General features: G+C 73.3%; 27 protein-coding genes. 6 read left to right on the forward strand and 21 right to left on the reverse strand.

The annotated features are described in order from the left end of the window. From V1634_RS24500 to V1634_RS24510, 3 genes are read right to left on the reverse strand one after another with little or no spacing between them, the layout of a single operon-like run. Entirely contained in the window at positions 1-768 is a 768-nt protein-coding gene (locus V1634_RS24500) for a crotonase/enoyl-CoA hydratase family protein (protein ID WP_331210223.1), read from the reverse strand. Positions 769-825: 57 nt separating this feature from the next. After that, entirely contained in the window at positions 826-1,806 is a 981-nt protein-coding gene (locus V1634_RS24505; protein ID WP_331210224.1) for an EamA family transporter, read from the reverse strand. A 42-nt stretch (positions 1,807-1,848) separates the two neighbouring features. Next, on the reverse strand, positions 1,849-2,376 hold the full coding sequence (locus V1634_RS24510; RefSeq protein WP_331210225.1) for a DUF402 domain-containing protein: 528 nt from the start codon (positions 2,374-2,376) through the stop codon (positions 1,849-1,851). Positions 2,377-2,501: 125 nt separating this feature from the next. Between V1634_RS24510 and V1634_RS24515 the strand changes: the two genes are divergently transcribed. Next, positions 2,502-3,692, forward strand: a complete 1,191-nt coding sequence (locus V1634_RS24515; protein WP_331210226.1) for a serine hydrolase domain-containing protein — start codon at positions 2,502-2,504, stop codon at positions 3,690-3,692. Between the two features lie 47 nt (positions 3,693-3,739). On the opposite strand, the gene V1634_RS24520 is transcribed toward V1634_RS24515, so the two are convergent. Further along, positions 3,740-4,099, reverse strand: a complete 360-nt coding sequence (locus tag V1634_RS24520; RefSeq protein ID WP_331210227.1) for a nuclear transport factor 2 family protein — start codon at positions 4,097-4,099, stop codon at positions 3,740-3,742. A gap of 31 nt (positions 4,100-4,130) precedes the next feature. Continuing rightward, a complete protein-coding gene (locus V1634_RS24525) occupies positions 4,131-5,174 on the reverse strand; it encodes an NAD-dependent epimerase/dehydratase family protein (RefSeq protein ID WP_331210228.1) in 1,044 nt (347 codons plus the stop codon). Positions 5,175-5,281: 107 nt separating this feature from the next. Between V1634_RS24525 and V1634_RS24530 the strand changes: the two genes are divergently transcribed. The 3 genes from V1634_RS24530 (at position 5,282) to V1634_RS24540 (ending at position 7,309) form a co-directional block, all read left to right on the forward strand. Beyond that, positions 5,282-6,130: a Rieske 2Fe-2S domain-containing protein gene (locus tag V1634_RS24530; RefSeq protein ID WP_331210229.1), complete on the forward strand. Its 849-nt coding sequence runs from the start codon at positions 5,282-5,284 to the stop codon at positions 6,128-6,130. Between the two features lie 178 nt (positions 6,131-6,308). Continuing rightward, positions 6,309-7,112 carry a helix-turn-helix domain-containing protein gene (locus V1634_RS24535; protein WP_107264428.1) on the forward strand — a complete coding sequence of 268 codons (804 nt, stop codon included), beginning with the start codon at positions 6,309-6,311 and terminating at the stop codon, positions 7,110-7,112. Further along, a complete protein-coding gene (locus V1634_RS24540) occupies positions 7,103-7,309 on the forward strand; it encodes a DUF397 domain-containing protein (protein ID WP_331210230.1) in 207 nt (68 codons plus the stop codon). Before V1634_RS24535 ends, V1634_RS24540 begins: the two co-directional genes overlap by 10 nt. Before the next feature lie 49 nt (positions 7,310-7,358). Here the strand turns inward: V1634_RS24540 and V1634_RS24545 are convergent, their stop codons facing one another. The 12 genes from V1634_RS24545 to V1634_RS24600 all read right to left on the reverse strand — a co-directional run bounded on the left by V1634_RS24545 (position 7,359) and on the right by V1634_RS24600 (position 16,622). Beyond that, positions 7,359-8,525 (reverse strand): LysM peptidoglycan-binding domain-containing protein, encoded by a 1,167-nt coding sequence (locus tag V1634_RS24545; RefSeq protein WP_331210231.1) that lies wholly within the window; start codon positions 8,523-8,525, stop codon positions 7,359-7,361. Between the two features lie 15 nt (positions 8,526-8,540). Beyond that, positions 8,541-9,014 carry a pilus assembly protein TadG-related protein gene (locus V1634_RS24550; RefSeq protein WP_331210232.1) on the reverse strand — a complete coding sequence of 158 codons (474 nt, stop codon included), beginning with the start codon at positions 9,012-9,014 and terminating at the stop codon, positions 8,541-8,543. After that, positions 9,011-9,508, reverse strand: coding sequence for a TadE/TadG family type IV pilus assembly protein (locus V1634_RS24555; RefSeq protein ID WP_407951845.1), 498 nt, complete (start codon positions 9,506-9,508; stop codon positions 9,011-9,013). The genes V1634_RS24550 and V1634_RS24555 overlap by 4 nt, the downstream gene beginning before the upstream one ends. 2 nt (positions 9,509-9,510) lie before the next feature. Continuing rightward, positions 9,511-9,924, reverse strand: coding sequence for a TadE/TadG family type IV pilus assembly protein (locus tag V1634_RS24560; protein WP_331210281.1), 414 nt, complete (start codon positions 9,922-9,924; stop codon positions 9,511-9,513). Positions 9,925-9,996: 72 nt separating this feature from the next. Then, a complete protein-coding gene (locus V1634_RS24565; protein WP_331210234.1) occupies positions 9,997-10,239 on the reverse strand; it encodes a hypothetical protein in 243 nt (80 codons plus the stop codon). 34 nt (positions 10,240-10,273) lie between these two features. Beyond that, a complete protein-coding gene (locus V1634_RS24570) occupies positions 10,274-11,143 on the reverse strand; it encodes a type II secretion system F family protein (RefSeq protein WP_331210282.1) in 870 nt (289 codons plus the stop codon). Beyond that, on the reverse strand, positions 11,143-12,039 hold the full coding sequence (locus V1634_RS24575) for a type II secretion system F family protein (protein ID WP_331210283.1): 897 nt from the start codon (positions 12,037-12,039) through the stop codon (positions 11,143-11,145). Before V1634_RS24575 ends, V1634_RS24570 begins: the two co-directional genes overlap by 1 nt. 55 nt (positions 12,040-12,094) lie before the next feature. Continuing rightward, entirely contained in the window at positions 12,095-13,660 is a 1,566-nt protein-coding gene (locus V1634_RS24580; RefSeq protein ID WP_331210235.1) for a CpaF family protein, read from the reverse strand. Further along, positions 13,650-14,453: a ParA family protein gene (locus tag V1634_RS24585; protein WP_331210236.1), complete on the reverse strand. Its 804-nt coding sequence runs from the start codon at positions 14,451-14,453 to the stop codon at positions 13,650-13,652. The genes V1634_RS24580 and V1634_RS24585 overlap by 11 nt, the downstream gene beginning before the upstream one ends. A 2-nt stretch (positions 14,454-14,455) precedes the next feature. Beyond that, entirely contained in the window at positions 14,456-15,115 is a 660-nt protein-coding gene (locus tag V1634_RS24590; protein ID WP_331210237.1) for an SAF domain-containing protein, read from the reverse strand. Then, a complete protein-coding gene (locus tag V1634_RS24595; protein WP_331210238.1) occupies positions 15,112-16,068 on the reverse strand; it encodes a hypothetical protein in 957 nt (318 codons plus the stop codon). Before V1634_RS24595 ends, V1634_RS24590 begins: the two co-directional genes overlap by 4 nt. Beyond that, positions 16,062-16,622, reverse strand: a complete 561-nt coding sequence (locus V1634_RS24600) for a hypothetical protein (RefSeq protein WP_331210239.1) — start codon at positions 16,620-16,622, stop codon at positions 16,062-16,064. Before V1634_RS24600 ends, V1634_RS24595 begins: the two co-directional genes overlap by 7 nt. A gap of 647 nt (positions 16,623-17,269) precedes the next feature. Between V1634_RS24600 and V1634_RS24605 the strand changes: the two genes are divergently transcribed. Both V1634_RS24605 and V1634_RS24610 read left to right on the forward strand, forming a co-directional pair. Next, positions 17,270-18,046 (forward strand): prepilin peptidase, encoded by a 777-nt coding sequence (locus tag V1634_RS24605; protein WP_331210240.1) that lies wholly within the window; start codon positions 17,270-17,272, stop codon positions 18,044-18,046. Positions 18,047-18,323: 277 nt separating this feature from the next. After that, on the forward strand, positions 18,324-19,529 hold the full coding sequence (locus tag V1634_RS24610; RefSeq protein WP_331210241.1) for an LPXTG cell wall anchor domain-containing protein: 1,206 nt from the start codon (positions 18,324-18,326) through the stop codon (positions 19,527-19,529). A gap of 81 nt (positions 19,530-19,610) precedes the next feature. Here the strand turns inward: V1634_RS24610 and V1634_RS24615 are convergent, their stop codons facing one another. Genes V1634_RS24615 through V1634_RS24630 form a run of 4 tightly spaced genes read right to left on the reverse strand, consistent with a single transcriptional unit; the run spans position 19,611 to position 23,248 of the window. Next, on the reverse strand, positions 19,611-20,183 hold the full coding sequence (locus tag V1634_RS24615; protein WP_331210242.1) for a CGNR zinc finger domain-containing protein: 573 nt from the start codon (positions 20,181-20,183) through the stop codon (positions 19,611-19,613). After that, on the reverse strand, positions 20,167-22,101 hold the full coding sequence (locus tag V1634_RS24620; protein WP_331210243.1) for a sigma-70 family RNA polymerase sigma factor: 1,935 nt from the start codon (positions 22,099-22,101) through the stop codon (positions 20,167-20,169). Before V1634_RS24620 ends, V1634_RS24615 begins: the two co-directional genes overlap by 17 nt. Further along, positions 22,082-22,936 carry a serine protease family protein gene (locus tag V1634_RS24625; RefSeq protein ID WP_331210244.1) on the reverse strand — a complete coding sequence of 285 codons (855 nt, stop codon included), beginning with the start codon at positions 22,934-22,936 and terminating at the stop codon, positions 22,082-22,084. Before V1634_RS24625 ends, V1634_RS24620 begins: the two co-directional genes overlap by 20 nt. A gap of 6 nt (positions 22,937-22,942) precedes the next feature. Next, complete coding sequence (locus V1634_RS24630) at positions 22,943-23,248, reverse strand: CU044_2847 family protein (protein ID WP_331210245.1); 306 nt, start codon at positions 23,246-23,248, stop codon at positions 22,943-22,945. Positions 23,249-23,324 lie beyond the last annotated feature (76 nt).

Here is a 23,324-nt window from a genome sequence, read left to right on the forward strand (position 1 = left end):
TCACGCCTGGGCGTACGACCCGTGCCGGCCCTCGCCGGAGGTGAACCGGGCCACCCCTTCGGTGGCGTCGGTGGCGAGCGAGTTCATCCCGTACGCCAACTCGGTGCGCATGGCCTCCTCCTCCGACCGGCCGGCGGCGGCCAGCATGGAGAGCCGGTCGTTGCGCAGGCAGGTCTGCGGGAAGCCGGCGATCTCGGCGGCCAGCGTCTCGGCGGCCGCCCGTGCCTCGCCCGGCTCGACGAGCCGGTTGACCAGCCCCATCTCGTACGCCTCCGGCGCCGGGACGGGCCGACCGGTCAGGATCAGGTCCATCGCCCGGCTCTGTCCGATCAGCCGGGCCAGCCGCACCGTCCCGCCGTCGATCAGCGGTACGCCCCAACGTCGGCTGAACACCCCGAACACGGCATCGGACTCGGCGACCCGCAGGTCGCACCAGAGCGCCAGCTCCAGACCGCCCGCGACGGCGTACCCGGAGACGGCGGCGATCACCGGCTTGCCGAGCCGCATCCGGGTCGGGCCCATCGGCCCGTCGCCCTCCGGCTCGACCCGGTTGCCGCTCGGCGTGGTGATCGCCTTCAGGTCGGCGCCGGAACAGAACGTCCCGCCCTCGCCCCAGAGCACCGCGGCCGACGCCTCCCGGTCGGCGTCGAAGCTCCGGAACGCGGCGGCCAGCTCCCGCGCGGTCGGGCCGTCCACCGCGTTCCTGGTCTCCGGCCGGGACAGGACGACCGTCCGCACCGGACCGTTCTGCTCAACTCGTACGCCCACCGAACAAGGATGCCGCCCCGGCCCCGGCTCCGCACCCCCCAATATCGCCGGTGGGTTTCAGCCTGTCCGGCCCGACCGGCCTCTGATCGCGCCCAGCGAGGCGGCGACGACACAGCCGATGCCGAGCAACTGTGGCCAGCCCAGCGTCTCGTGCAGCAGGGTGAGGCCGACCAGCGCCGCGATCGCCGGTTCCAGGCTGAGCAGCACCGCGAAGACCCGGGCCGGCATCCGGCGCAGTGCCGCCATCTCGGCCGAGTACGGCAGCACCGAGGAGAGCAGCGCGACGCCGAGCCCCAGCGCCATGGTCCACGGGTCGAACAGCGCCGATCCGCTGCCGGCGACCCCGAACGGCAGTACGCAGACCGCCCCGACCGCCATGCCGAGGGCGAGACCGCGGCTGCCGCCCAGCCGGGTGCTGACCGCCTTGCCGAGTACCACGTAACCGGCCCAGCCCAGCGCGACGAGCCCGCAGCAGAGCAGCGCCGTACCGTCGAGCCGGCCCGTGCCGTCCGGGGCGCCGCCAGAGCCGGCGCCGCCGCCGGTCAGGGTGCCGAGGTCGAGCAGGCCGGCGAGCAGCGCCACCCCCAGCCCGGCCAGCACGACCCAGCCGAGGTCCCGGGCCCGACGGCTGGTCGCGACCGAGACCAGCAGCGGGCCGGTGAACGCGATGGTGACCGCGATGCCGAGCGGCACCCGTTGCAGAGCGGTGTAGAAGGCGAGGTTCATCCCGGCCATCGCCACCCCGAAGGCCGCGACCAGCCCGGCGGTGCGCCAGCCGAGCCGCAGCGCCGGCCGGGCCACCGCGAGCAGCACCAGGGCGCCGAAACCGAGCCGCAGTGTGGTCGTGCCGCCGGGGCTGGTGGTGCGGAACAGTTGGGTGGCGATCGCCGCACCGACCTGGGTGGAGACCATGCCGAGCAGCATCAGCAGCGGTGGCGGCACCGCGTCCGGCCCGGCCAGGGCGGCGAACCGGCCCGCGCCGGCCCGCGCCGGCTCCGCCCCCGGCGGGCCCACGGTGCAGGTGTACGTCCCGGACATGCCGATCATCCTCCGGCCCGGTGCGCCCCGAAGGCGAGCGGGTTACCGGCTGGTGATCGTGTCGAAGCCGCTGACGGCCAGTTCGGCCAGCTCGTCGAGGGCCTGCCGGGCCCGGGCAGCCGTCTGCGGCTCCCGCTCGGGCAGGCCGCTGGCGACGAACTCGTCCTCGTCGAGCCGGAGCAGTTGGCTCAGGTCGGCGGAGACCCACAGGTCGAGGTCCAGGTCCGGCACCACGACGACACCGTCCCGTACGGTCGCCGGCCGGGACACGTCGCAGTACCAGCCCTTGAGCGTGCCGGCGGCGTCGTACACCTCCTTGACCGAGTACCACCGGTCCCGCCAGTAGTGCTCGGTCCAGACGTCACCCGGCACGAACTGGACGAAGCCCATGTCCCGGACGACGTCCTTGCCCCACGGAGCCCGGACCACCAGGTGGATGCCGTCGTCGGAGAGCACCGACGCGGGATAGCACAGGTCCGGCCGGGGAGCCTTGACGAGGCGGACGGTCACCGGCTGGCCGACCGCGAGAACCTCACCACCACCACCGTTGCCGTTGTCCCGGACCGTCATGCCGTCCCCCCCGCGTCGCCGTCTCGTCGTGGCCGACGGTACCGGACCCCTAGGTGGTGGCTTCGGGGTCCGGCCAGGGAAGCGACCCGGATGTCCGGGGCGCGGTACGGCAACAGACTCGGACAATGAAGATCAGCAAGGGTCGTACCCGCGCCATCGCCCTGGTGGCCGCCACCGCACTCGGCGCCGCCCCACTCGCCTCGCCCGCGACCGCCGCCGCCTCGGCGGCCTCGACCCGGCACAGGCCCGCGGCCTGCCCGGCCGGCCAGTTGGAGACGGCCGCCCTGGAACGGGCGATGGCCGGCCTTCCCGACGAGGCGGTGGCGACCAGCGCGCAGGTCCGGGTGACCACTCCCGCCGGCTGCTGGACCGGCGCCACCGGCGTGGCGAAGCTAGGCAGCCAGGCACCGGTGCCGCGCAACGCCCGGTTCCGGGTCGGCAGCGTGACCAAGGTGTTCACCGCCACGGTGCTGCTCAAGCTCGCCGCCGAGGGCCGGATCGACCTGGGCGCCCCGGTCCAGCGGTACCTGCCGGGCCTGCTGCCCGCCGACTATCCGACGGTGACCGTACGCCAACTGCTCGACCACACCAGCGGACTGCCCAGCCCGACCCTTCCGGACGACATCGAGTGGGCGCTCGCGCACCGCTACGACCGGTGGACACCGGAGCAACTCGTCCGGCTCGGGCTGCGCAACGAGCGCGCGTTCGACCCCGGGAAGAAGCAGCAGTACACCAACATGGGTTACATCGTCGCCGGCATGCTGATCGAGAAGGTGACCGGCCACTCGTACGCCCGGGAGATGCGGAAGCAGATCTTCCAGCCGCTCGGCCTGCACGACACGTACGTCCCCGGCGACGACCCGACGATCCGGGGCCCGCACGCGCACGGCTACCAGAGCGTGTCCCGGAACGGGACCAGCACGCTGGTCGACGTGACCAACTGGAACCAGAGCATCACCCCGGCCGCCGGTGACCTGATCTCGACCCTGGCCGACCTGGACACCTTCGCCGAAGCGTTGTTCGGCGGCCGGCTGCTCCCGGCCGCCCAGCTCGCCGAGATGTTCACCCTGCCGGCGGTCGACGACGTCGACGGCGGACCCGCGCTCTACAGCGTCGGGCTGACCGCCTTCCGGCTGCCGACCGGGGAAACCCTCTGGGTCAAGTCCGGCTCCCGGTACGGCTACTCCGCCGCGCTCGCCGGCACCCGGGACGGGGCGTTCCGGGTCGCCTACTCGGTGACCTCGACCGACGCCAAGGGCGACGGCCAGAACCGGGTCACCGGGGCCATCGTCGAAGCGGTGCTGGGCATGCGCTGACGAACAACGTCCCCGGGTGACGTGCCGGGGCGGCCGGTGCCGGCTGGTCAGGAGGGCGGCGAGAAGGGCCACTCCTCGAACGCCGCACACCGGCCGTCCCCGGCGAAGGTCATGATCCAGAGGTCCCGGAACTCCTCGCCGTTGCCGTACCGGACCTGGATCCGGGCCACCCCGACGTCGCCGTCCACCGCGACGATCTCGCTGGTCATCTCGAACTCCTCGTCCGGACCCTCCCGCTCGGCCTCCCACATCTCGCCGATGTCGCGCAGGCCGACCACCGGCCGCTGGTACGGCCCCGGTGAGTAGCTCGCGTCGGGGGTGAAGAGCGCGGAGAGTGGTTCGGTGCCCGGGGCACGCCAGGCCCGCTCGTAGCCGACGATCCAGTCCTGCACCCGATTCCGGTCCATGAGGCCCTCCATGAGGCTCGACCCTGCCACGTCAGGCCGCCTGGCGGCCGGCGAACCGTTCCGTCGGCCGCAGCGGCGGGCTGGTCGTCCCCGAGCCGGCGGCGATCCCGGCGAGCAGGTCCCGCAGCGCGTCCCGGGCGTCCCGCCGGGGTCGCCAACCCCACTCCCGCTCGGCCCGCGAGCAGTCCAGCAGCGGTACCGCCGCACCCATCTCCAGCCAGCCCTCGTCCACCGGCACCAGCCGGGTCCACCAGGCGGCCCGGGCCAGCAGCCGGAGCAGAGCCAGCGGCAGCGGCACCGCCCAGCCGCCAAGCTCCGCCGCGACCAGCGGCCCGTCGACCACCGGCTCGGCGGCGATGTTGAACGCGCCGGTCCGGTCACTGCGCAACGCCCGCAGGTACGCCTCGGCGGCGTCGTCCGCGTGCACCACCTGGACCCGGAGCCGCCGGTGTCTCGGCACCACCGGCAGCCGCCCCGAGCGGAGCAGCGAGACCGGGGCGAACCGGCCGAGGAAGTACCGGGTGACCTCGGCGCCCGCGTCGTGCTGAAGCACCAGCGCGGTGCGTAACCGGGTGACCCGGAGTATCGGATAGTCCCGCTCGGCGTCGGCGAGCATCGCCTCCACGGCCGCCTTGTCGACGCTGTAACCGGAGCGTCCGACGCCGGTGACCGGCCAGGTCTCGTCGACCCGCCGGTCCTTCGGCCCGGGGGCGTACGTGCCGACCGACGAGGCGTACACCAGCTTCGGCACCCCGGCCGCCAGCATCGCGTTGACGACGTGCCGGCTGCCGTTGATGTTGGTCTGGCGCAGCCGCGCCCGGTGATGACCGGGCTGGACCTGCCAGGCCAGGTGCACCACCGCGTCCACCCCGGCGAGCCGTTCGGCGAGCGAGTGCAGGCAGCCGGGGTCACCCAGGTCGGCGGAGTGCCACCGTACCCGGTCGTACGGCGGGCCGGCGTCCGGCGGCGGGCAGCGCCGGGCGATGCCGATCACCTCGATGTCCGACTCGCGGGCCAGCCGGCGCAGCAACGCCGTACCGACGTTGCCGGTGGCTCCGGTGATCGCGATCCGCATGTCGGCCGGTCTACCCGGAGGACGCCCGGGTAACCCGGCCGGGTGATAACGGCCCGCACCGTCGGGCCGCGAGGTTTGTCCGGCCTCGCGCCGGGTAGTCCGGGTCGGTGCGAGCGATCCTGAAACTAGAGCAGGCGACCGGCCTGGACCAGACGGCGGAACGCATGCAGCGGATCGTCGCTGCGGCGATCCGGCCGCAGTGGCTGCGCGACCTCCTGCACGGGGTGCCGATCGGGCATCCGCTGCACCCGGCGCTGGTGCAGGTGCCGCTCGGTGCCTGGATAAGTACGGCGGTCCTGGACCTGATGCCGAACCAGCGGCGGGCCGCCACCACCCTGGTGGCGGTCGGCACGGCCGTCGCGGTGCCGACCGCGATCTCCGGCTGGAACGACTGGGGTGCGCTCTCCCGGGAGCAGCAGCGGGTGGGCCTGGTGCACGCGCTCGCCAACGGCGTCGCCATCGCGATGTACGCCGGCTCGCTGGCCGCCCGACTCTCCGGCCGGCCCGGCCTCGGCCGTACCCTCGGCTACCTGGGCCTGGCCGCAGCCGGCAGCGGCGGGTTCATCGGCGGACACCTCGCCTACAAGCAGGCGGCCAACGTCAACCAGGGGGTGCCGGACCTGCGCCGGATCGAGGACGGCTGGCACGCGTTGGCCGACATGTCCGCGCTGCCGGAGAAGGAGCTGCTGACCCGCCGGATCGACGACATCGCGGTCATCGTCTACCGGGACGGCGACGACGTCACGGTGATGCTGGAACGCTGCGCCCACCAGAGCGGCCCGCTCGGTGCCGGCGAGGTCGTCCAGGAGAACGGGCGGACCTGCGTGAAGTGCCCCTGGCACGGCAGCATGTTCGAACTCGACGGCGGCGAGGTGGTGCACGGCCCGGCCAGCACCGACCAGCAGATCCTGCCCACCCGGGTGGTCGGCGGCGTACTACAGACCCGCCTGCCCTGAGGACAGTCCACACTTGATCCTTACGTTCCGCAATCGAGGCGTTTCTTTCCGGAGTTCGTGGCGCTAGCCTGTGCAGGGTTTGCATCCGTCTGAATCAGCGGATATGTGCGCTCCACTCCCGGTACGGCGTTCTGCATCGGCGTGGGCCGCATGTCACCCGTATCGCTCGGAGGACTCCATGGAGCGCTCGCCCATGCTCGAACACTTCGCTGAGGAACTGCGGCTCGCCAGGTCGGCGGCAGGTATGTCGCAGGAAGCGCTGGCCGAGGCGATCAACTATTCCCAGGCGATGGTGGCCAAGGTGGAGAACTGCGGGCGGCGTCCGAGCCTGGACTTCGCCCGCCGATGCGACAGGCTGTTCGACACAGACGGGCGGTTCGAACGGATCCAGAAGCGGATCAGCCGAGAGATCATCGTGCAGTATTTCCGCGAGTGGGCGGGAGTCGAGCAGGAGGCCAAAGCGCTGCGCTGGTTCGAACCGGCGTACGTGCCGGGCCTTCTCCAGACCGAGGCGTACGCCCGGACAGTGCTGTCCAGCACCGGCCTGCTCACCACCGAGGAGGTCGAGCAGCAGGTGACCGCCCGGCTGGACCGACAGGAGATCCTGACCCGGGACAAGCCCCCACTGTTCACGGTCGTTCTTGACGAGTCCGCGCTGCGCCGGCCGATCGGCGGCCCTGCGGTGATGCGTGAACAGCTCCTGCACCTGGTCAAGGTCGGTACCAGCCTGCCTCAGGTGCGGATCCACGTCGTACCGTCCAGAGTCGGCGCGTACGCCGGGCTCGACGGGCCGTTCATCATCGCCACCCCGCCCGTCGGCGAGCCGGTCGCGTACTTCGAAGGCCACTTCCACGGGCAGATGGTCGACCGTGCGGACTACGTGAACCATATGCTCGATGTCTGGGACTCGATTCGGGGCGAGGCGCTCCCTCACCAGCAGTCGATCGAGTTGATAGCGGAGGTGGCGGAGACGTGGACCTGACCAACGCGGAATGGCGGAAGAGCAGCCGGAGCAACAGCAGCGGTGGTGCCTGCGTAGAGGTCGCGGCCAACCTCCCCAACGTCGTGGCGGTCCGGGACAGCAAGGATCCTGCCGGGCCGGCGCTGACCTTCGGCCCTGAACCGTGGCTAGCCTTCGTCGCCCACGTCGGAGTCCTGGCCGACCGGCACACCGCATAGGGCCTGTCCGTCGCCTGATGGCTGTCACGGGCCGGCCGTCCCTGCCCGTTCAGTCGGGTTGCCGGTGTCGACCGTTGCCGAAGGACGGCCGGCGACCCGAGCGGGTGCGCAGTCCGAAGACCGCACCGACCTGTGCGCCGACGATGCTGGCCACGGCGATCACCGCGGAGACCGCGAGCGGGCGGTTGAGTTCCTCCGCCGCACCGGCCCGGGAGGCGGTGACCGTGTACCTGGTGCCGTCGTCGTCACCACCGGAGGGCTGCGCGGGCGGCGGCTCGGCCGGCGGCCGCGTACCGGGCGGTGGCTGGGGTGTCTCCGGCTGTCCAGCCTCCGGTTGCCCGGCCTTCGGCGCCGGGTCGGCGGGTACGGTCTGCGGCCAGCCGCCGGGCGGTGGCGGGGTCGCGACCAGCCCGGTGGCGTGCTGGCGGGCACCCCGGTCCTCGGCGGCCGGCGGCAGGTTCAGTAGCTGACCCGGCCGGATCCGGTCCGGGTCGCGGATCTCGTTGAGCCGGGCCAGTTCCGGATAGCGGTCGAAGTCGCCGAGGTAGCGGCCGGCGATGTGGCCCAGGTAGTCGCCCTTCTCCACCCGGTAGACCGGCTCCGGCTGCTCCTCCGGCTTCCCGGCCAGCCACTGCGGTGCGGGCCCGGAGGCCGGTTCCGCCGCCAGCCAGTGCGGCGCCGGCCCCGACGCCGGCCCGTCCCCGCTGATTGGCTGCACCCCGGGCGCCGCCTGCCCGACGCCGACCGGCTGCCCGGCCGTCTCCGGTGGCCCTGCCAGGCCCGGTCGGGCGGCTGCTGTCGCCGACGTCGGTCCGAGGACCGTGCTGGCGGCGGTGGCGGCCGGGCTGACCGCCAGGACCAGCGCGACCGAGCCGACCAGGGTCGCGGCCCAGCGTTGCTGACGGCCGAGTCCGGGCAGCCGGATCGCCGGGCGGCGCAGGATCCGGGCCGGGATCTCGACGACTACCGAGAGCGCGAAGGTGGCCCAGCCGGCCCAGCCGACGACCGCCAGTGCCCGGAGGAAGAGCTGCCCGTCGTCCCGGCTGGTCAGCGCGGTGCCGATCTCGTCGAGCCCCGGCACGTGGTCCGGCAGCGGATTGCCGGCCAGGGCGAGCAGCGCGAGGGGCGCGCCGACCAGCAGTCCGATCAGGACGATCAACGCCCCGAGCCCGGTGCAGAACTGGCCGGCCCGGCGGGCCGCCCGGGATGCAGGCATGGCTATGCCCCCTATTCAGCGGTTCGTCGTGGTGAGGAGTGTCGCGGTGGCCGTACCGGGCACCGTGATGTTGTCGGCGAAACCGAACAGGTCGAGGAAGACCGTGTCGTAGTCGAGTTCGAGGTTGACCGTCAGCGTGGAGTTGTCCCCGGCGACCGCGAAGTCGACGTCCCAACGCTGGACGCCGTCCACGCTCGCGAGGTAGTTGCCGACCGCCGTCCGGGCGGCGGGCTGGTCCAACAGGGTGGTGCCGTCGAGGAGCAACTGCCCGAGGTCGATCGCCTGGCCGCCGGCTCGGGCCGCCTCGGCCGCCAGGTTGTCGGCCCGCTGCATCGTGCGGAGCTGGCCGGCCCCGTCGTACGCCAGCCCGATGATCGCGAGTACGCCGATCAGCGCGACCGCGAGGAAGAGGCTGACCCGCCCCGAGTCCGGCCCGAACTGGTGATCCGACCCGACCGGGTCACCGGAGGCGGGGCGTCGGGCGCTCACCGGGCGCTCCGGCCACGGTAGCGGTCCAGCGGGGAGGCGAACGTCGCCTCGACGGTGCTGTACCTCCGGACACCGGGCAGCAGCGGCATCCGCAGGTCCTGGACGGAGACGTCACAGGTGACCGTGACGACGACCGAGGCGTCGGTGCCGAGGCCGGTCACGTACACCTCGTCGAAGCCGGCCCGCCGGCCGTCGACCGTACCGGCGAAGTCCAACTCCGGCTCGTCCGAACAGGAGAGTCTTTCCGCGTCGAGCCGGCTCCGTACCGCCGCCCGTGCCGCGTCCCGCCCGTCACCCGCCGTACGCGAGATCGAGGCGGCCCGGGCGGCGTCGTGCGCGGCGGCCTCGATCGCCTCGTGCGCGACGGCGGTCCGGCCGGCTACCCCGGCCAGCGCGACCAGGGCGAGGAAGGCCGGGGTGAGGATCGCGGTCTCCACCGAGACCGACCCCCGGTCCCGGGCGCGCCCCCGCGGCCGCCGCGCGCCGCCCCGCACGGTCACGGCGCCTCCTCGTCGGTGAACCGCTCCACGGTGCCGAAGGCCGTCTCGCTGATCGGCGGCAGTGAGATCAGCGGCACCACCCGGAGCGGTTCCCCGGTGACGGTGGCGCTGACCTGCGTGTCGTCCGGCTCCACGGCGGTGACCGTGACCTCCCAGCCGACCAGCCAGTCGCCGGCCCGTTCCAGGAAGTCCTCGGCGCGCTGCTGCCCCACTCCCGGCTCGGCCTGGTAGGCGCGCTGCGCGCTCACCGCCGACTGGGCGGCGTTCAGCGCGGTGGCCCGGGCGATGAACCAGGCGGCGGCCTGGATCGAGGCGAGCAGCAGGATCAGGATGGCCGGCATCAGTACGGCCAGCTCGACGGGGTTGGCACCCCGGTCCCGCTGTACGCCGGCCAGCCGCCCGCCGACGATCCGGCGCCACCGGCCCCCGGCGGTCGTCGCCGGAGGCCGGTGCCGGATGCGGTCGCGCGGTCCTGGCACGGATCAGTCCTGCGGCAGTCCGGGGTCGCCACCGGTGTCGGCGCCACCGCCCGGCTCCGGAATGGCGTCCATCCAGTCGGTGACGCTGCGGGACACGGCGACGGTGACGGCCAGGGCCGCAGCCACCAGACCAAAGATGATCACTGCGGTCGGGACCGGGCTGTCACCGCGATCCGCCTCGCCGGTACGGCGCAGTTCGGCGATCCGCACGACGAACGCAATGTGCAGGTAGTTGATGATCGACATTGCGGTCTCCCTTCAGGGCAACGGTGGGTCGGGGTCAGATCCGGGCCACGAACGGATAGAGCACGAAGCCGACGAGTACGAAGACCAGCAGCGCGCCCGGCACGTCCAGCCGGCTGGTCACCGCCTCGGCCCGGGCCAGGTTGTCGGTCCGGATCTGGTCGCGCAGCGAGTCGGCCCGGCCCCGCAGCGAGTCGTGCACCTGTGCGCCCTCGGTGCCGGAGGACTGCATGATCGCCCCCACGTCGCCGAGTTCCGGGATGCCGATCTTCTCGGCCAGCTCGCGCAGCTCGTCCCAGGGCGAGTGCATCTGCAACTGGGCCAGCCGCAGCGCCTCCCGGATCCGCTCGAAGACCCAGCCGTCGCAGACCTCGGCCGCCCGCTCCAGCGCCTGTACCGGACCGTGCGCGGCCGACAGTTGCAGGGCGACCAGGTCCAGATAGGCGCAGACGGCCTGCCGGAACTCGCGCCGGGCCCGCTCCGCCTTGACGAGCACACTCCGGTGCGCCATCAGCACGCAGAGCAGCGCGAAGCCGAGCGCACCGACGGTCGGCACCACGAACGGCAGCCGGATCCCGGCCAGGAAGAGGATCGCTGTCGACACCGCGGGAGTGGCCAGCCCGATCAACCCGGAGAGCAGCAGCGACAGCGTGTACTGCTCCGGCGACTGCCCGATCAGCGCGAGCTGCCGGTGCGGTGGACGCAGCCAGCGGGCCGCACCGGCGAGCCAGTCGAGGTCGCGGCGGGACGCCCGGGCCGGCCGGCTCAGCCCGGCCGGCTGGTGCAGCCGGCGCAGCGCCGGACCGAGCGCCGGAGTCGCCGGCAACGCCTCCCGGACCAGCAGGAACAGTCCCAGCCCGACGGCGGCGCCGCCGAGTACCCCGAAGGTCAGGTGCCAGTTCAGAATCATTTCAGCGCCGCCTCGCGGTCCGGCGGGGCGAGGAACCGGGCCGGCCGGGGCGGCAGGCTCATCGCCCGTACCCAGGCCAGCAGGGCGACGAAGGCGGCACCGAGCAGCACCATCACCAACTGCCCGTCCGGGGTGCCGTACGGCTCCATGTAGTCCGGGTTCACCAGCCCGTACGCCAGGACCAGCAGGGTCATCCCGGTCAGGAAGCGCACCGCGAACCGGGGTTGCGCCCGCTTCGCCTCCACCTCACGCCGGGTCACCACCTCGGCCGCCGCCGCCGAGGCGATCGCCCCGAGCACGTCACCCAACCGCTCGCCCCGGTCGGTCAGGTGCAGGATCAGCGCGGCGACCACCTGGTCGCAGACCGGGTCACCGATCTCCTCGGCGAAGGCCAGCAGCGCGGCCCGCCCCTGCCAGCCGGCCGCCAGCCTGGCGGCGAGCAGCCGTACCTCCTCGTCGACCTGGTCCGGTGCGGTCGCGACCGTACCGATGATCGCCTGCTGGAGGCCCTGGCCGGTGCCGGAGACGTCCTTCAGCCGGCGGGTCCACTCGCCGATCGCCTCGATCCGGTTGATCGCCCGCCGTTCGGCCCGACCGGTGCCGAGCAGCCACGGCACGCCCGGCACCGCGGCGGCGACCAGCAGGCCGACCACCGGCAACCCGGTGAGCAGGAACGCCACCGCCCCGGCCACGATCGCCCCGACCAGCAGCGTCTGGTGCGCCCGCCGCTCCCGGGCACTCGTGCCGGGACCGAGCCAGAGTCGACGCAGCATCGAGTCGCGGCGTGGCGTCGCCGGCCGCTTCGTCCCGACCAGCGCGGCCACCACCAGCACCAGCCCGGTCGCGCAGGCGATTCCGGAGAGTACGGCGATCAGCTCGATGTTCGACGGCAGCGTCACGATGCCACCCCCGAGCCCCGGGCACACACACCGGGGCAGACCAGGAGTCTCATGCCGGCCGCCCGAGTCGACTGTGCCGGGGGCGCCGCCACGCACCCGTACCCGCCTCGATGTAGCGGGTCAGCAGCCGCGCGTCGTAGCCGACCCGGAGCAACTGGTCGCGGACCCGCTCCGGCAGGTGCCGGGGGACCGCCCGGCCGTCCGGCCCCGGCCCGAAGACGGTGGTCGTGGTGATCCGGTTGCCCTCGCCGACCCCGACCACCTCCTCGACGTGCGAGACGAAGCGGTGCTTTCGACCACCGATCGCGGTCTCGTCCTCGATGGTCACGTAGACGATCAGGTCGAGCGCGTTGCCGGCCATCCGCCGGGCCTGCTCGACGGTCATCTCCCGGCCGTGCGACAGCGCCAGCTCGATGATCCGCTCGCTGACCCCGGCCGGGGTACGGGCGTGGATGGTGCACATCGAACCCCGGCTGGTGGTCATCGCCTGGAGCATCGGCACGATCTCCCGGGACCGGACCTCGCCGACGATGATCCGGAGTACGCCCATCCGCAGCGCCACCGGGATCAGGTCGGCGATGGTCACCTCACCCGCCGGCCGGCCGTCCGGCCCCCGGTCGCCGTGCCCCTCCCGGGACTCGAAGCTCATCACCGCCCGGTGCTTGCGACCCCGCCGGGCGGGCAGCAGCTCCCGGCTCTCCTCCAGCAGCACGTACGGCTCGTCGGCCGGGATCTCGTCCATCATGGCCCGGATCACGGTGGTCTTGCCCGCCCCGGCCAGCCCGGCGACCATGATGTTCAGCCCGGCCCGCATCGCCGCCCGGAGGAAGTCCCGGACCAGCACGTCGAGCATCTCGTCCAGGTCGGCCCGGCCGCCGGAGATGTCGTCGAGGGTCACCTCGATGGTGTTGTGCTTGCGGATCACCGCGTACGGGCGGTGGCTGACCAGGAAGACCGCCGCCAGCCGGCTGCCGTCCGGCAGTTGCAGGTCCAGGGTCGGCTTGGAGGTGGAGAGCGACCGCTCGGTGGCGCCGGCCCGCCGCGCCGCCGCCTGGAGGATCTCCACCATCTCCTCGTCGCTGTCGGCGATCGGCTCGGCCCAGTCGACACCGCCGCCGCGCCGGGTGATCCGCACCGAGTCGCAGCCGAGGATGTGCACCTCCTCGATCGAGTTGTCGACCAGCAGGGTCTGCAACCGCCCCAGCCCGACCAGTTCCGCGTTGACCTGGTCGAGCAGCATCCGCTCCTCGGCCGCCGACATCGGGGTACCGGCCCGGCGGGTCGAGTCGGCGTACTCGGCGACCACCGCCACGGCGAGCCGGGCCCGCTCGACGTCCTCCTCCGCGGTGCTGAACTCCCGGCCGCGCTGCCACAGGGTCAGCCGTTCGCTCAACTCGCGCCGGAGTTCCCGGACCACCGCGAAGTCGACCCGGGGCCGGGGCGGGTCGGGCGGCGTCACCGGCTGCGGCACCGCCGCGTACGGCGGCGTCGGGCCACCGCTCGGCAGCGGTACCGGCCGGTGCCCGTTGTGCGGGACGACCTGCCAGACCGGGGCGGTCGCGGCGGCGTCCGGGTCCCGGGGACGCGGGTCGGAGTAGACCGGCTCAAATCGCACCGGACACCCCCTCGATCGCGGCCGGCCAGCCGAGCCGGGCCCGGCGCCGGTCGAGTACCGCCCGGACCGGCACCTCCAGGGCGCTGGCCGCGCGCATCAGCGGCCGGTTGGCGCGTACCGTCCCGCCGTAGCTGAGCACCTCGGCGGTACGCGGGTCGTCCGGCAACTGCGCGATGACCGGGAGCCGGAGCGCCTTGCCCACCTCGCCGCGGCCGTGCTCCCCACCGACCAGCAGCAGGCGCAGCGTGTCGGCGGGTACCCGGTGTTCGGCGAAGTCCCGCTCGATGGTCCGGATCGTCGCCTGGGTGCTGGACAGGTGCGGCAGCCGGGCGGCGGTGACGACCAGCACCAGGTCGGCGGCCCGGAGCAGCGGCCACGGCGGCCCGACCACCTGGAGCCGGCCGCAGTCGACCAGCACGTCGTACGCCGGGCGGCCCTGGGCCAGCCCGGTGAAGAAGTCGGCGAACCGCTGCCAGAGCGGTACGACGCTGCCGGCCTGGGCCGGGTCGACCACCCCGGGCAGCAGCAGCCGTTCCCGCCGGGGCGCGTCGAGGTCGACGAGCTGCGACCAGAACGCCTCTTCGAGGTTGCCGTCCCGCAGTTCGCCGACGGCCAGTTCGCCGATGCCCCGGGGGCCGGGCAGCGCTCCGCCGAGATAGCCGGCCAGCACCGATCCGCCGGACGGGTCGCACTCGGCCAGCACCACCCGGTGGTGCCAGGTGAGCGTGCAGGCGAGGGCGGTCGTGGTGACCCCGGGAGATCCCTTGGCCGAGACGAGAGCGACGATGGCCACGGTCAGGCTGCCGCGTTCAGCACGACGGCGATCCGGTCGCTGGTGGCCAGGGCCACCACCGCCGGTACGTCCTTGGCCGCGAGCGCGAGGTAGAGCACCACCGAGTTGCTGGCCGGGGTGGCCATGTCGATGACGGTGGCCTGGAACCGGGTCGCCGGTGCGGCGGCGGCCCGCGCGTCGTCACCGGCGGTGCTGAACAGCAGCACCTTGTCGCCGGGGCGCAGCCGCTTCGCCGGTACCTCGCTGGGGCGCAGCCCGACCGAGATCTGCTGCTGGCCGGGGCCGAGCAGCGGCTTGTCGGTGAGCTGCGCCATGGTCAGCAGGGTGCCCGGGGTCAGCGTCACGGTGGCCCGTTTGCCGAGCACCTCGGCGATCCGGTCGGCGGCCACCGGTTCGAGGCCCTGACCGCCGGCCACCTGGACCGCCACCAGGTCGTCGGCGCTGAGCGCGGTGCCGACGGGTACGGCCCGGGCGACCGCGAGGTAGCTGCCGGTGGCCCGTACGGAGGTGATCGCGAATGCGGAGCCGAGCCCGCCGAGCGCGATCAGCAACACGGCGAGGCCGAGCAGCCCGGGTCGCATCCGGCGCTGCCGGACGATCCGGGGCGGGGTGATCGGCGCGTCGATCGGGGCCCCTGTGGTCGGACTGGTCGCCACGGTCACCTCGTCACCACCTGGAGTTCGTCGATGCGGATCGAGGTCGTGTCGGAGCGTTCGGCGGTGAGTGCGTCCTGGTCGCCCTCACCGGTGCTGCTGCCCCACGGCACTCGCCAGTGCTTGACGGCGGTGATCTCGTACCGCCCACCCGGCTCGGTGCCGCTCGCCCGCGGATAGCCGGCGTACGCGCAGGCCGCCCGGGGTGGCTGGCGCGGGTCGTGGGTGCCGGCCTTGAACGGGATGCCGGCCGAGTCGCACTCCACCGTCTCGCCGTTGCCCATCCGCCAGACGATCTTCGTCGGGATCGCCTCGATCCAGACCGTCACCTCGCCCTCGGTCGCGGTCGCCTCCTCGCCCTCCCAACTCGACGCGTCGTGCAGCCAGACCGGTACGCCGACCAGGCCGGGGGCGTCGCTCGGCGCGGTCCGGATCTCCGGCGGGTCCAGCGTCAGGCTGGCGAAGAGGTCCAGGGCCATCTGCTCGGGGTCCGGCGGCGCGAACCCGGTCGGCGGGTCGGTCAGCTCCACCACTTGGGAACTCCCCGCCGCGCTGCACGTTCGCAGGTAGGCCGTCTTTCCTGCCTCGATGTTCGGCGGCTGCGGCTCGGCCCGCTTGTAGTAGCAGTCGTCGACGCTGTTGAACCAGCCGAGCACGTCGTCGTAGCAGGGCACCTCGGTGCCGTCGTCCTTCTCGCAGACCCGGTCGCCGCCGCCGGAGCCGCCGCCGTCACCGGAGCCCGAACCGCCGCCGTCGTCGTCGCCCGGGTCGCCCGGCAGGTTCTGCCAGACGTCGCAGTTGTCCTGCCCGGGCGGGCACTCCGCGACCGGGTCGGCCCCGGCAGGACCGGCGGGCAGCACCAGCGCGGCGGCCAGGGCCAGCACGGCCACGGCACCGGTCGCCAGCGACCGCCGGGCCGACACCCCGACCGCACCCCTCGGCAGCCCTCGCCGGGTCAGCACGGCTGGTCCTGGTGCGCCGCGCCGACGTTGATCAGCCAGCGGCCGTCGGGATAGCGGGTGGCGGTCGCGGTCGCGAGGTGCCGGCCGCTGGTCGAGCCCGGGACCACCTTCTTGTCCTTCTTGTAGACCAGCCGGTAGCCGGTGGCGTCGATGCAGTCCTGGATCGAGACGGTGGCCGGGTCGGAGTCGAGGTCGACCGCGGTGACCGACGGATTGGAGACGAGCTTTCCGGTGCGCATCGCGCCGTGCTCCTTCGCGTCGCGAATGGTGAGCCTGACCCGGGTCAGTAGTGGATCGGCGAGATATTTCCGCAGTTGCGGATCGAGTGGGTCGCCGGACTGCTCCGCTTTTCGGACGGCGGCCAGATAACCTGCATAGGCGGCGAGGGCGGATTTCTCCGCCTCGGCGGCCCGGGGGTCGGCGCTGGCGGCCGGCTCGGCGTCGCCGCCGCGCGGGTCGGCGCTGCCCGGCCGGTTGCCGCAGCCTGCGCCGCCGACGAGCAGTGCCACCGCGAGCAGGGCGCTCCAGAGGTACGCCGGTTGCCGGGTTCGCAACGGTGCCTCCTCCTGCTCCGCCGCTGATCGCTCACCTGAGCAGGTTCGACCGGTCGCTCCCGCCGGTGGCTTCGGTCGGGACGTGGGCACGGCCGCTCCGCCCCGGAGACCCCTGACCGGGCCCGGCGCCGCTGCATCCACATTCGGGTGAGTCGATCTAGATTCTCGGTGTGGTATTGCCAGTCGATCTTTTTGTCGCCTGTTGGCCGGCGGTTGTGCGCCGTCCAGAGGGCGAGCATAGGCTGACCGCCGACGATACAACAGGGGCTATTTGAGAGAATACGTACGGTTACGATCTCTGTTGTCGATCGACATCGCGATCATATGATGTCGATCGATGGCAGTTATGTGATCAATAGCTGTTGGGCGGCGGAGATCTGCCGCCCCTTCCGCTCCGATTGTGCCGGCTTCGAGGAGCGAAATGCCATGGATGACGATGATCTGACAGCTTCCGTACCGGTGCTTCCCGCAGGGCGGGCCCGCGTTCAGGGGGCGTCGTCGCGGCGCCGCCCCGGCGCCGTACGGCGGGTGGGTGTGAAGTCGCCGGGGCAGGGGAGATCCGGAAATAGCGATCATGGAGTTACTCTGCGTGTTCTGGCGCGCCCCGGATCCGGGCGTACCGGGCCGCCGGCCAACGGGAGGTCGAGATGCGGGACACCGCGACACCGCGTACCCCGGTGAAGCCGGCCGGCGCGGCGGCGCACCGGCCGGTCCGATGGCTCGCGCTGCTGACCGTCGCCCCGGTACTGCGCTGGCTCGTCGCCGCCGAGTCGGTCCCGTACGGTCGGCCGCGCCGCTCCGGCTGTGACCACTGTGGTACCCCGATCGGCCCCGCCGGGTCACTGCGCGCGCTCGCCCCGTCGGCCCGTTGCCCGGGCTGCGGCGACCGGATCGGCGCCCCGCCGCTGGCGGTCGAGTTCGCCCTGCTCCTCGCGGTCGCGGCGGTGGTCGTGGCCGGACGGTCGCCGGTCGAGTCGATCGCGTTCGGCTGGTGGGCGGCGTGCGCGGTGCCGCTGCTCTTCGTCGACCTTGCCGTACACCGGCTGCCGGACCGGCTCAGCTATGCCGCCGCCGGCGGCACCCTGGCCCTGCTCGGCCTGGCCGCCCTGCTGGCCGGCGACCCCACGGCCTGGTGGCGGGCCGTACTGGCCGGGCTCGGCGCGGCCCTGTTCCTCGCCGGCACCACCCTGCTGCTCGGCCGCCGCGGCTTCGGGCTCGGCGACGCCAAGCTGGCGCTGAGCGCGGTCGCCGTACTCGGCTGGCTCGGCTGGCCGGCAGTGCTGCTCGGCACGCTGCTGACCTTCGGCACCTCGGCGCTGTGCGGGCTGGCCCTGCTGGCCACCCGCCGGATCGGCTGGGGCGGCCACCTGCCGTTCGGTCCGTTCCTCGTCCTGGGCACGCTCGGCACCCTGGCGCTGAGCTGACCCGCGCGCCCGGACAACACGGGACGGTCCCCGGCCGACGAGGCCGTCACCGGCCGAAGCGTCTCCTCCGGACGGTGGAGCGGTCGGCCCGCTGGCCGGTCGAGGTTTCTGGCCGATCACTCGACGGGCCGCCCCGCACACCGCCGCAAACGCGACGCAACCCGGCACTGCTCCGGATGCCTCGGGTGAGCAGAAGATCACCGGGACGGCCCGTCCCACCTGGTGACCGGTACCGTACGTCGGTCATCCGATCTTCGACTGTGCAATCGGGGGAACCATGAAGCTGCGTACCCGGCGCCTGCTGGCCCGGGCCGGCGCGGGCGGCCTGGCGTTGTTCACCAGCGGCGCGATGATCGCCATCGGCGGCGCCGCCCACGCGGACGCCGGTGCCGACCTGGAGCTGACCGTCTCGTCCGGCTCCGTCGCGGTCGGCGAACCGCTGGCCGCACACCGGGCGACGGCGTTGAACAAGGGCCCGGGCGACGCCGCGGGCTGGCAGTTCGAGTACGACCTCAGCGGCCTCGACGACAGTGTGGTGACGCTCGGCGACCGCCTGCACCTCGGCTGCGAGCTGACCGGCGAGAAGATCCGCTGCTCCACCATGGGCCTGGCCCCGGGGCACAGCCTCGCCCAGCCCACCCCGTTCACCCTGGCCCGGGTGCCCGGCAAGCACGGCAAGGCGGGCTCCTACACGGTCACCGCGGTCTCCGAGACCGACCCCGACCAGACGAACAACTCGGCGAAGGTCGAGGTCGAGGTCCCGGCGATCGGGGTCGACCTGGCGGTCTACGCCGATGACGTCCACCAGGTCACCGAGGAGGGCGAGTTCACCGACCGGCCCGTGCCGCCGGGTGGCCGTACCCTGACCTTCGGGGTGGTCGCCAACTTCGGTGACACCATCGCCAAGGGCGTCAGGGTGCGGGTCACCCTGCCGCAGTACCTGACCTTCGACGAGGTCGAGCCGGGCTGTGCGTACTCGGCCGGCAACCGGACGGTCACCTGCGACTACGACCAGATCACCCTGGTCCCCGCCGACCGGGACACCGACGACTCCGACGACGTCATCTCCGCCGTCGGCATCGTCTTCCCGGTGAAGGTCGCCGAGGACGCGCCCGGCCCGGTCGTCGCCCGGGGCGGCGAGATGTTCAGCAGCGCCCTCGCCGTCCAGGACGGGGTCGATTCGGCCTCGGTGGCCCGGAGCCGGAGCACCGGACTGCCCGAGGGGGCCAAGGGGATGTCGGCGAAGCAGCTCGACGACGCCGACCCGGCCGACAACACCGACACGTTCCGGGCGCACATCGGGGCACCCTCCGGCGACGGTACCGGCGGTGGCGGTGGCGGCCTCCCGGTGACCGGCGTCCAGGCCGGCCTGGTCGGCGGCGTCGGAGCCGGCGTCGTACTGCTCGGCGGGGCGCTGTTCCTGCTCGCCCGGCGCCGTCGGGTCGTACTGGTGAGCCCGGGCGACGAGAAGCCGGCTTCCTGACCGGTCGTGCATCTCCGGACGGGGCGGCGCGGCCGTCCCGTCCGGAATCCGGACCGGGTGCTGCGGGGCGGGCCCGCGCGGTCAGCCGGCCGACGGGCCCACCGAACGGCCGGCCCGGTAGACCCGCATCTTCGCCCGGCTGCCGCAGACGCTCATCGTGCACCACCGGCCGCGCCCGGCCGGGCTGTGGTCGTAGTAGACCCACTGGCACCGGTGTGCGGCACAGGACTTCAGCCGGGGCCAGGTGCCGGCGGTGGCGGCGTTCAGGATCGCCGCCGCCACCTCCGCGATCAACGCCGCCGACCCGTCGAGCCCGGCCGCCGGCACCGCCCGGGCCGCACCGGCCGCGTCGATGGTGAGCAGCAGCGGGGACGTGGCGAGGGTGTAGCGCAGCGCGGCGGCGGAGGCGCTCGGCACCTCGTTGCCGGTGTGCCCCCGGCAGGCGTCCCGTAACGCCTCCCGGAACCGTCGGGTCTCCGTCACGTCGGAATCGGTGAAGCTGAGTCCGGTCGTGCCGTGCGCGGCGGCGAAGGCGGTGAGTTCGGCGATCGTGCGCAGCCGGTCCCGGCCCGCCTCGATGTCGACGGTGTTCAACAGGTCCTGCACCAGCGCTAGCGGTCCGGGTGCGGGAGCACGGTCACCGGGCTGCCTCATGGCGCCACCGTACGCACCCGGCGCCAGATACGGAAACGTCTGTCGATGTCTTTCTCCGCCTTGGCCGGGGTCCGCCCTCCTCGGCGCCACGCCCGACCCCGACCCCGGCCCGCCCTGTCACGACGATCCGGGACCCGCTCCGGAGGGCACCGCCGGGCGTACCCGGTGCGGCGCCGGTGTCGTCGGTTCCGGCCGTCGTGACCGCCGCCTCGTCGACGATCGCCAGCAGCATGCTCCGGAGCCGGGCGTCGGCGTCCGACGACAGGAGTGCCGGTGGACAGCCGGTCGGGTGCTGCCGGCACGGTGGCGTGGCAGGGCAGGTGGCGGGCGAGGTCGGGATGGTCCGGAGCTGGAGCCCGAGCACGATCAGCCGGTCGGCACCGTGCAGGACGCCGGGGCCGGCGACGGACGCGCTGTCCTCCCCGTCGCCCCGGAAGAGGTCGGGCGGGCTGGGGCGGAGCAGCCTGCGCAGCAGGTACCGGCCCTGGCGCATCCGGCGCCGCGTCAGGTCCGACCAGGGCGGCGGCGGACCGGGCGGCATCAGCCGGGTCAGTGCCCGGACGGCCCGGTGCTGTACCACCCGGATCCGGCTCTCGGCCTGCCCCATCGCCCGGGCGGTCTCCGCCAGCGAGAACGCCTGGAGGAACCGGAGGACGAGGCAGTCCCGCTGTTCGGGGTCGAGTTGCCGGAGTGCGGCCAGCAGCGGGCCGTTCACCAGCTCGGCGGCGCCGTCCCGGGCCGGGTGGTCCGGGTCGTCGACCGGTGACGGTGGCCGGCCGCCCGGATGGTGGTCGGCGAGTACCTCCCGGGCGGTGCCGATCAGCCAGGCGCCCAGCTCACGGTCGGGACCGCTGAACGTGTCGATCCGGTGCAGCACCCGGCGTACGGCGGTCGAGGTCAGGTCGGCGGCGAGCCACCGGTCACCGACCCGGTAGTAGACGAACCGGAAGACGTTCTCCAGATAGCGCTCCACCACCCAGTGGTACGCCTCCGGCACGCCCAGCCTGACCCGGTCGGGCGGGGTGCGGGTTGGCGTGTCCGGGGCGAGCGCGTCCGGCGGGACGGCGACGGTCGGGTGGCCGGCGGCGGTCGGTGCCGTCACGGCGGCCGGGGTGGCCGGGCTCGCCGCGCGCAGGTCGGCGTACCGCTCCTCGGCGGTGGCGAGTTCCTCGCCCAGCCGTACGGCCTCCGGATGGCCGGCGGGCAGCCGGGCGGTCAGGTGCTGGCCGGCCAGCTCCATCACCTCGATCGCCGACTCGACGAGGTCGAGCCGTCGGCGCCGCATCGCCAGCGCGAGCTGGGTCTCGGCGAGGTCCCGCAGCTCCTGCGCGGTACCCGGCGGATCGGCGGCGGACCGTTCGATCGCCTGCATGGCGCTGGTTTCCGCGCTGGCCAGCAGGTCGGCCGGCCACTCCGCCGGGCGGTCGGCGCCGACGGCGGCGGTCAGCGCGGCGGTCGCGTGCCGGGCGGCCCGGCCGGACTCGCCGGTCTCCAGGCAGAGGACGGCCAGGTTGGCGTGGAGTTTCGCGCTGGTCACCGAGAGCCGGTCGGTGGTGCGCAGGGCCAGGTCGAGCAGGATCGCCGCCCGGTCCCGGTCGCCCCGGGCCGCCGCGAGGATCGCCCGGACGTTCTCGGTGGCCAGCCAGGCGTCGCTGCCCCGGGTGGTCCGCCAGGCCGCCCAGTCGAGCAGCCGTCCGGCCTCGGTGTGCAGGCCGAGCCGGGTGAGCAGCATCGCCAGCCGGTGGACGGCGCCCGGGTTCCGCTTCGTGTCGAAGGCGGCCAGCGAACTCAGCGCCGGCCGCAGCGGGTCGAACCCGGCCCGGGCCCGGTTCGGCCGCCGCAACGCCGCCTCCGCCTCGGCGATGGCCCGGGGCAGCAGTTCGTCGAGTACGAGGTCGTCAGGTGCGGATTCGGTCACGGCTGCTCCTGGCGATCCAGTACCGGAGGGTCCGGTCCAGGACCTTGTGCAGAAAACGGCGGGCCTTCCGACGCCCCAGCAGGCCCCGACTGATCATGCGGTCGAGCTGGTCACCCAGCACGTTGAGTTCCCGGAGTTCCTCGGTCAGCGCGGCCGGTTCGGCGTCGTACGCCCGTTGCAGTGCCCGGGTGTTCTCCTGGGCGATCCGGCGGGCGTCGGCGAGGACGTCGAGTTCGGCGAGGGCGTACTCGGCCTGCACCGCGATCAGTACGTTGGTGGCGTCGCCGGAACGGTTCCACTTCGGTGCCTGCTCGACGAGCATGCCGAGTACGGCCGGTGGGCCGGGCTCGTCGGAGGGGCGTCGCACCCGCTCGACCGGGCCGCCGCTGTAACCGTGGTAGTCGCCGAGTTCCTGCTCGACCTTGAGTTCGAGCGCGGCGATCTCACCGCCACCGGCGCAGCGGTGCCGCAGGTCGGCGTTGAGTACCGATCCCGTCAATCGGTGCGGGCTGGCCTCGGGCCGGGCCGGTGCCACCCAGCCGTCGTTGTCCGCCGCCCTGGCCAGGACCGGCCGGACGACGGCCCGGGGCAGCGTGCCGGTGACGCAGATCAGGCCGAGGTCGTCGCGTTGCGCGATCCGCACCACCCGACCGTCGACCGTCCCGTTGCCGGCCAGGGTCATCGTCACCGGCTCGTCCTGGGCGAGTCTTGCGAGGCAGTGCCCCGCGGTGATCACCCAGTGGCTGCTGACCAGGAACCCGACGGTGTACCCGGGTGGTGCGTCGGGCTTGTCGCGCGGACGGATCCTGACCAGATAGGAATTCCGGGACGGCACGACGGCTCAGGCGCGTTCGATGGTGAGGGTGACCTCGAACGAGACCTCGGCCGACGCCCGGGTGACGACGACGCCGCCGCTGGTGGCGAGGCTCAGCCCGAAGGTCGAGGTCACGGTCGAGACCCGGAATCCGCTCTCCTCGGGTTCGGACTCCACCGACTCGCGCAGCATCCGGGAGATGTCCCGGACGGCGGTGCCGATGTCGTCGGCGCGCTCCTGTAGCAGGGTGGTGAGCCGCCGATTCGGGCCGATCTGGCGGGGATCGGTGCCGTCGGTCGGGAAGACCTCGACTCTGACCGGTGTGTGCGACATTCGTTCCGTCCGGTGGCAGGGGGACACTCGGGCCGGCGCGGCGGGCGTGCGCCGGACGGCAAGAGTCCTAACGAGA

Source organism: Plantactinospora veratri (assembly GCF_036421995.1).
Lineage (GTDB): Bacteria > Actinomycetota > Actinomycetes > Mycobacteriales > Micromonosporaceae > Plantactinospora > Plantactinospora veratri.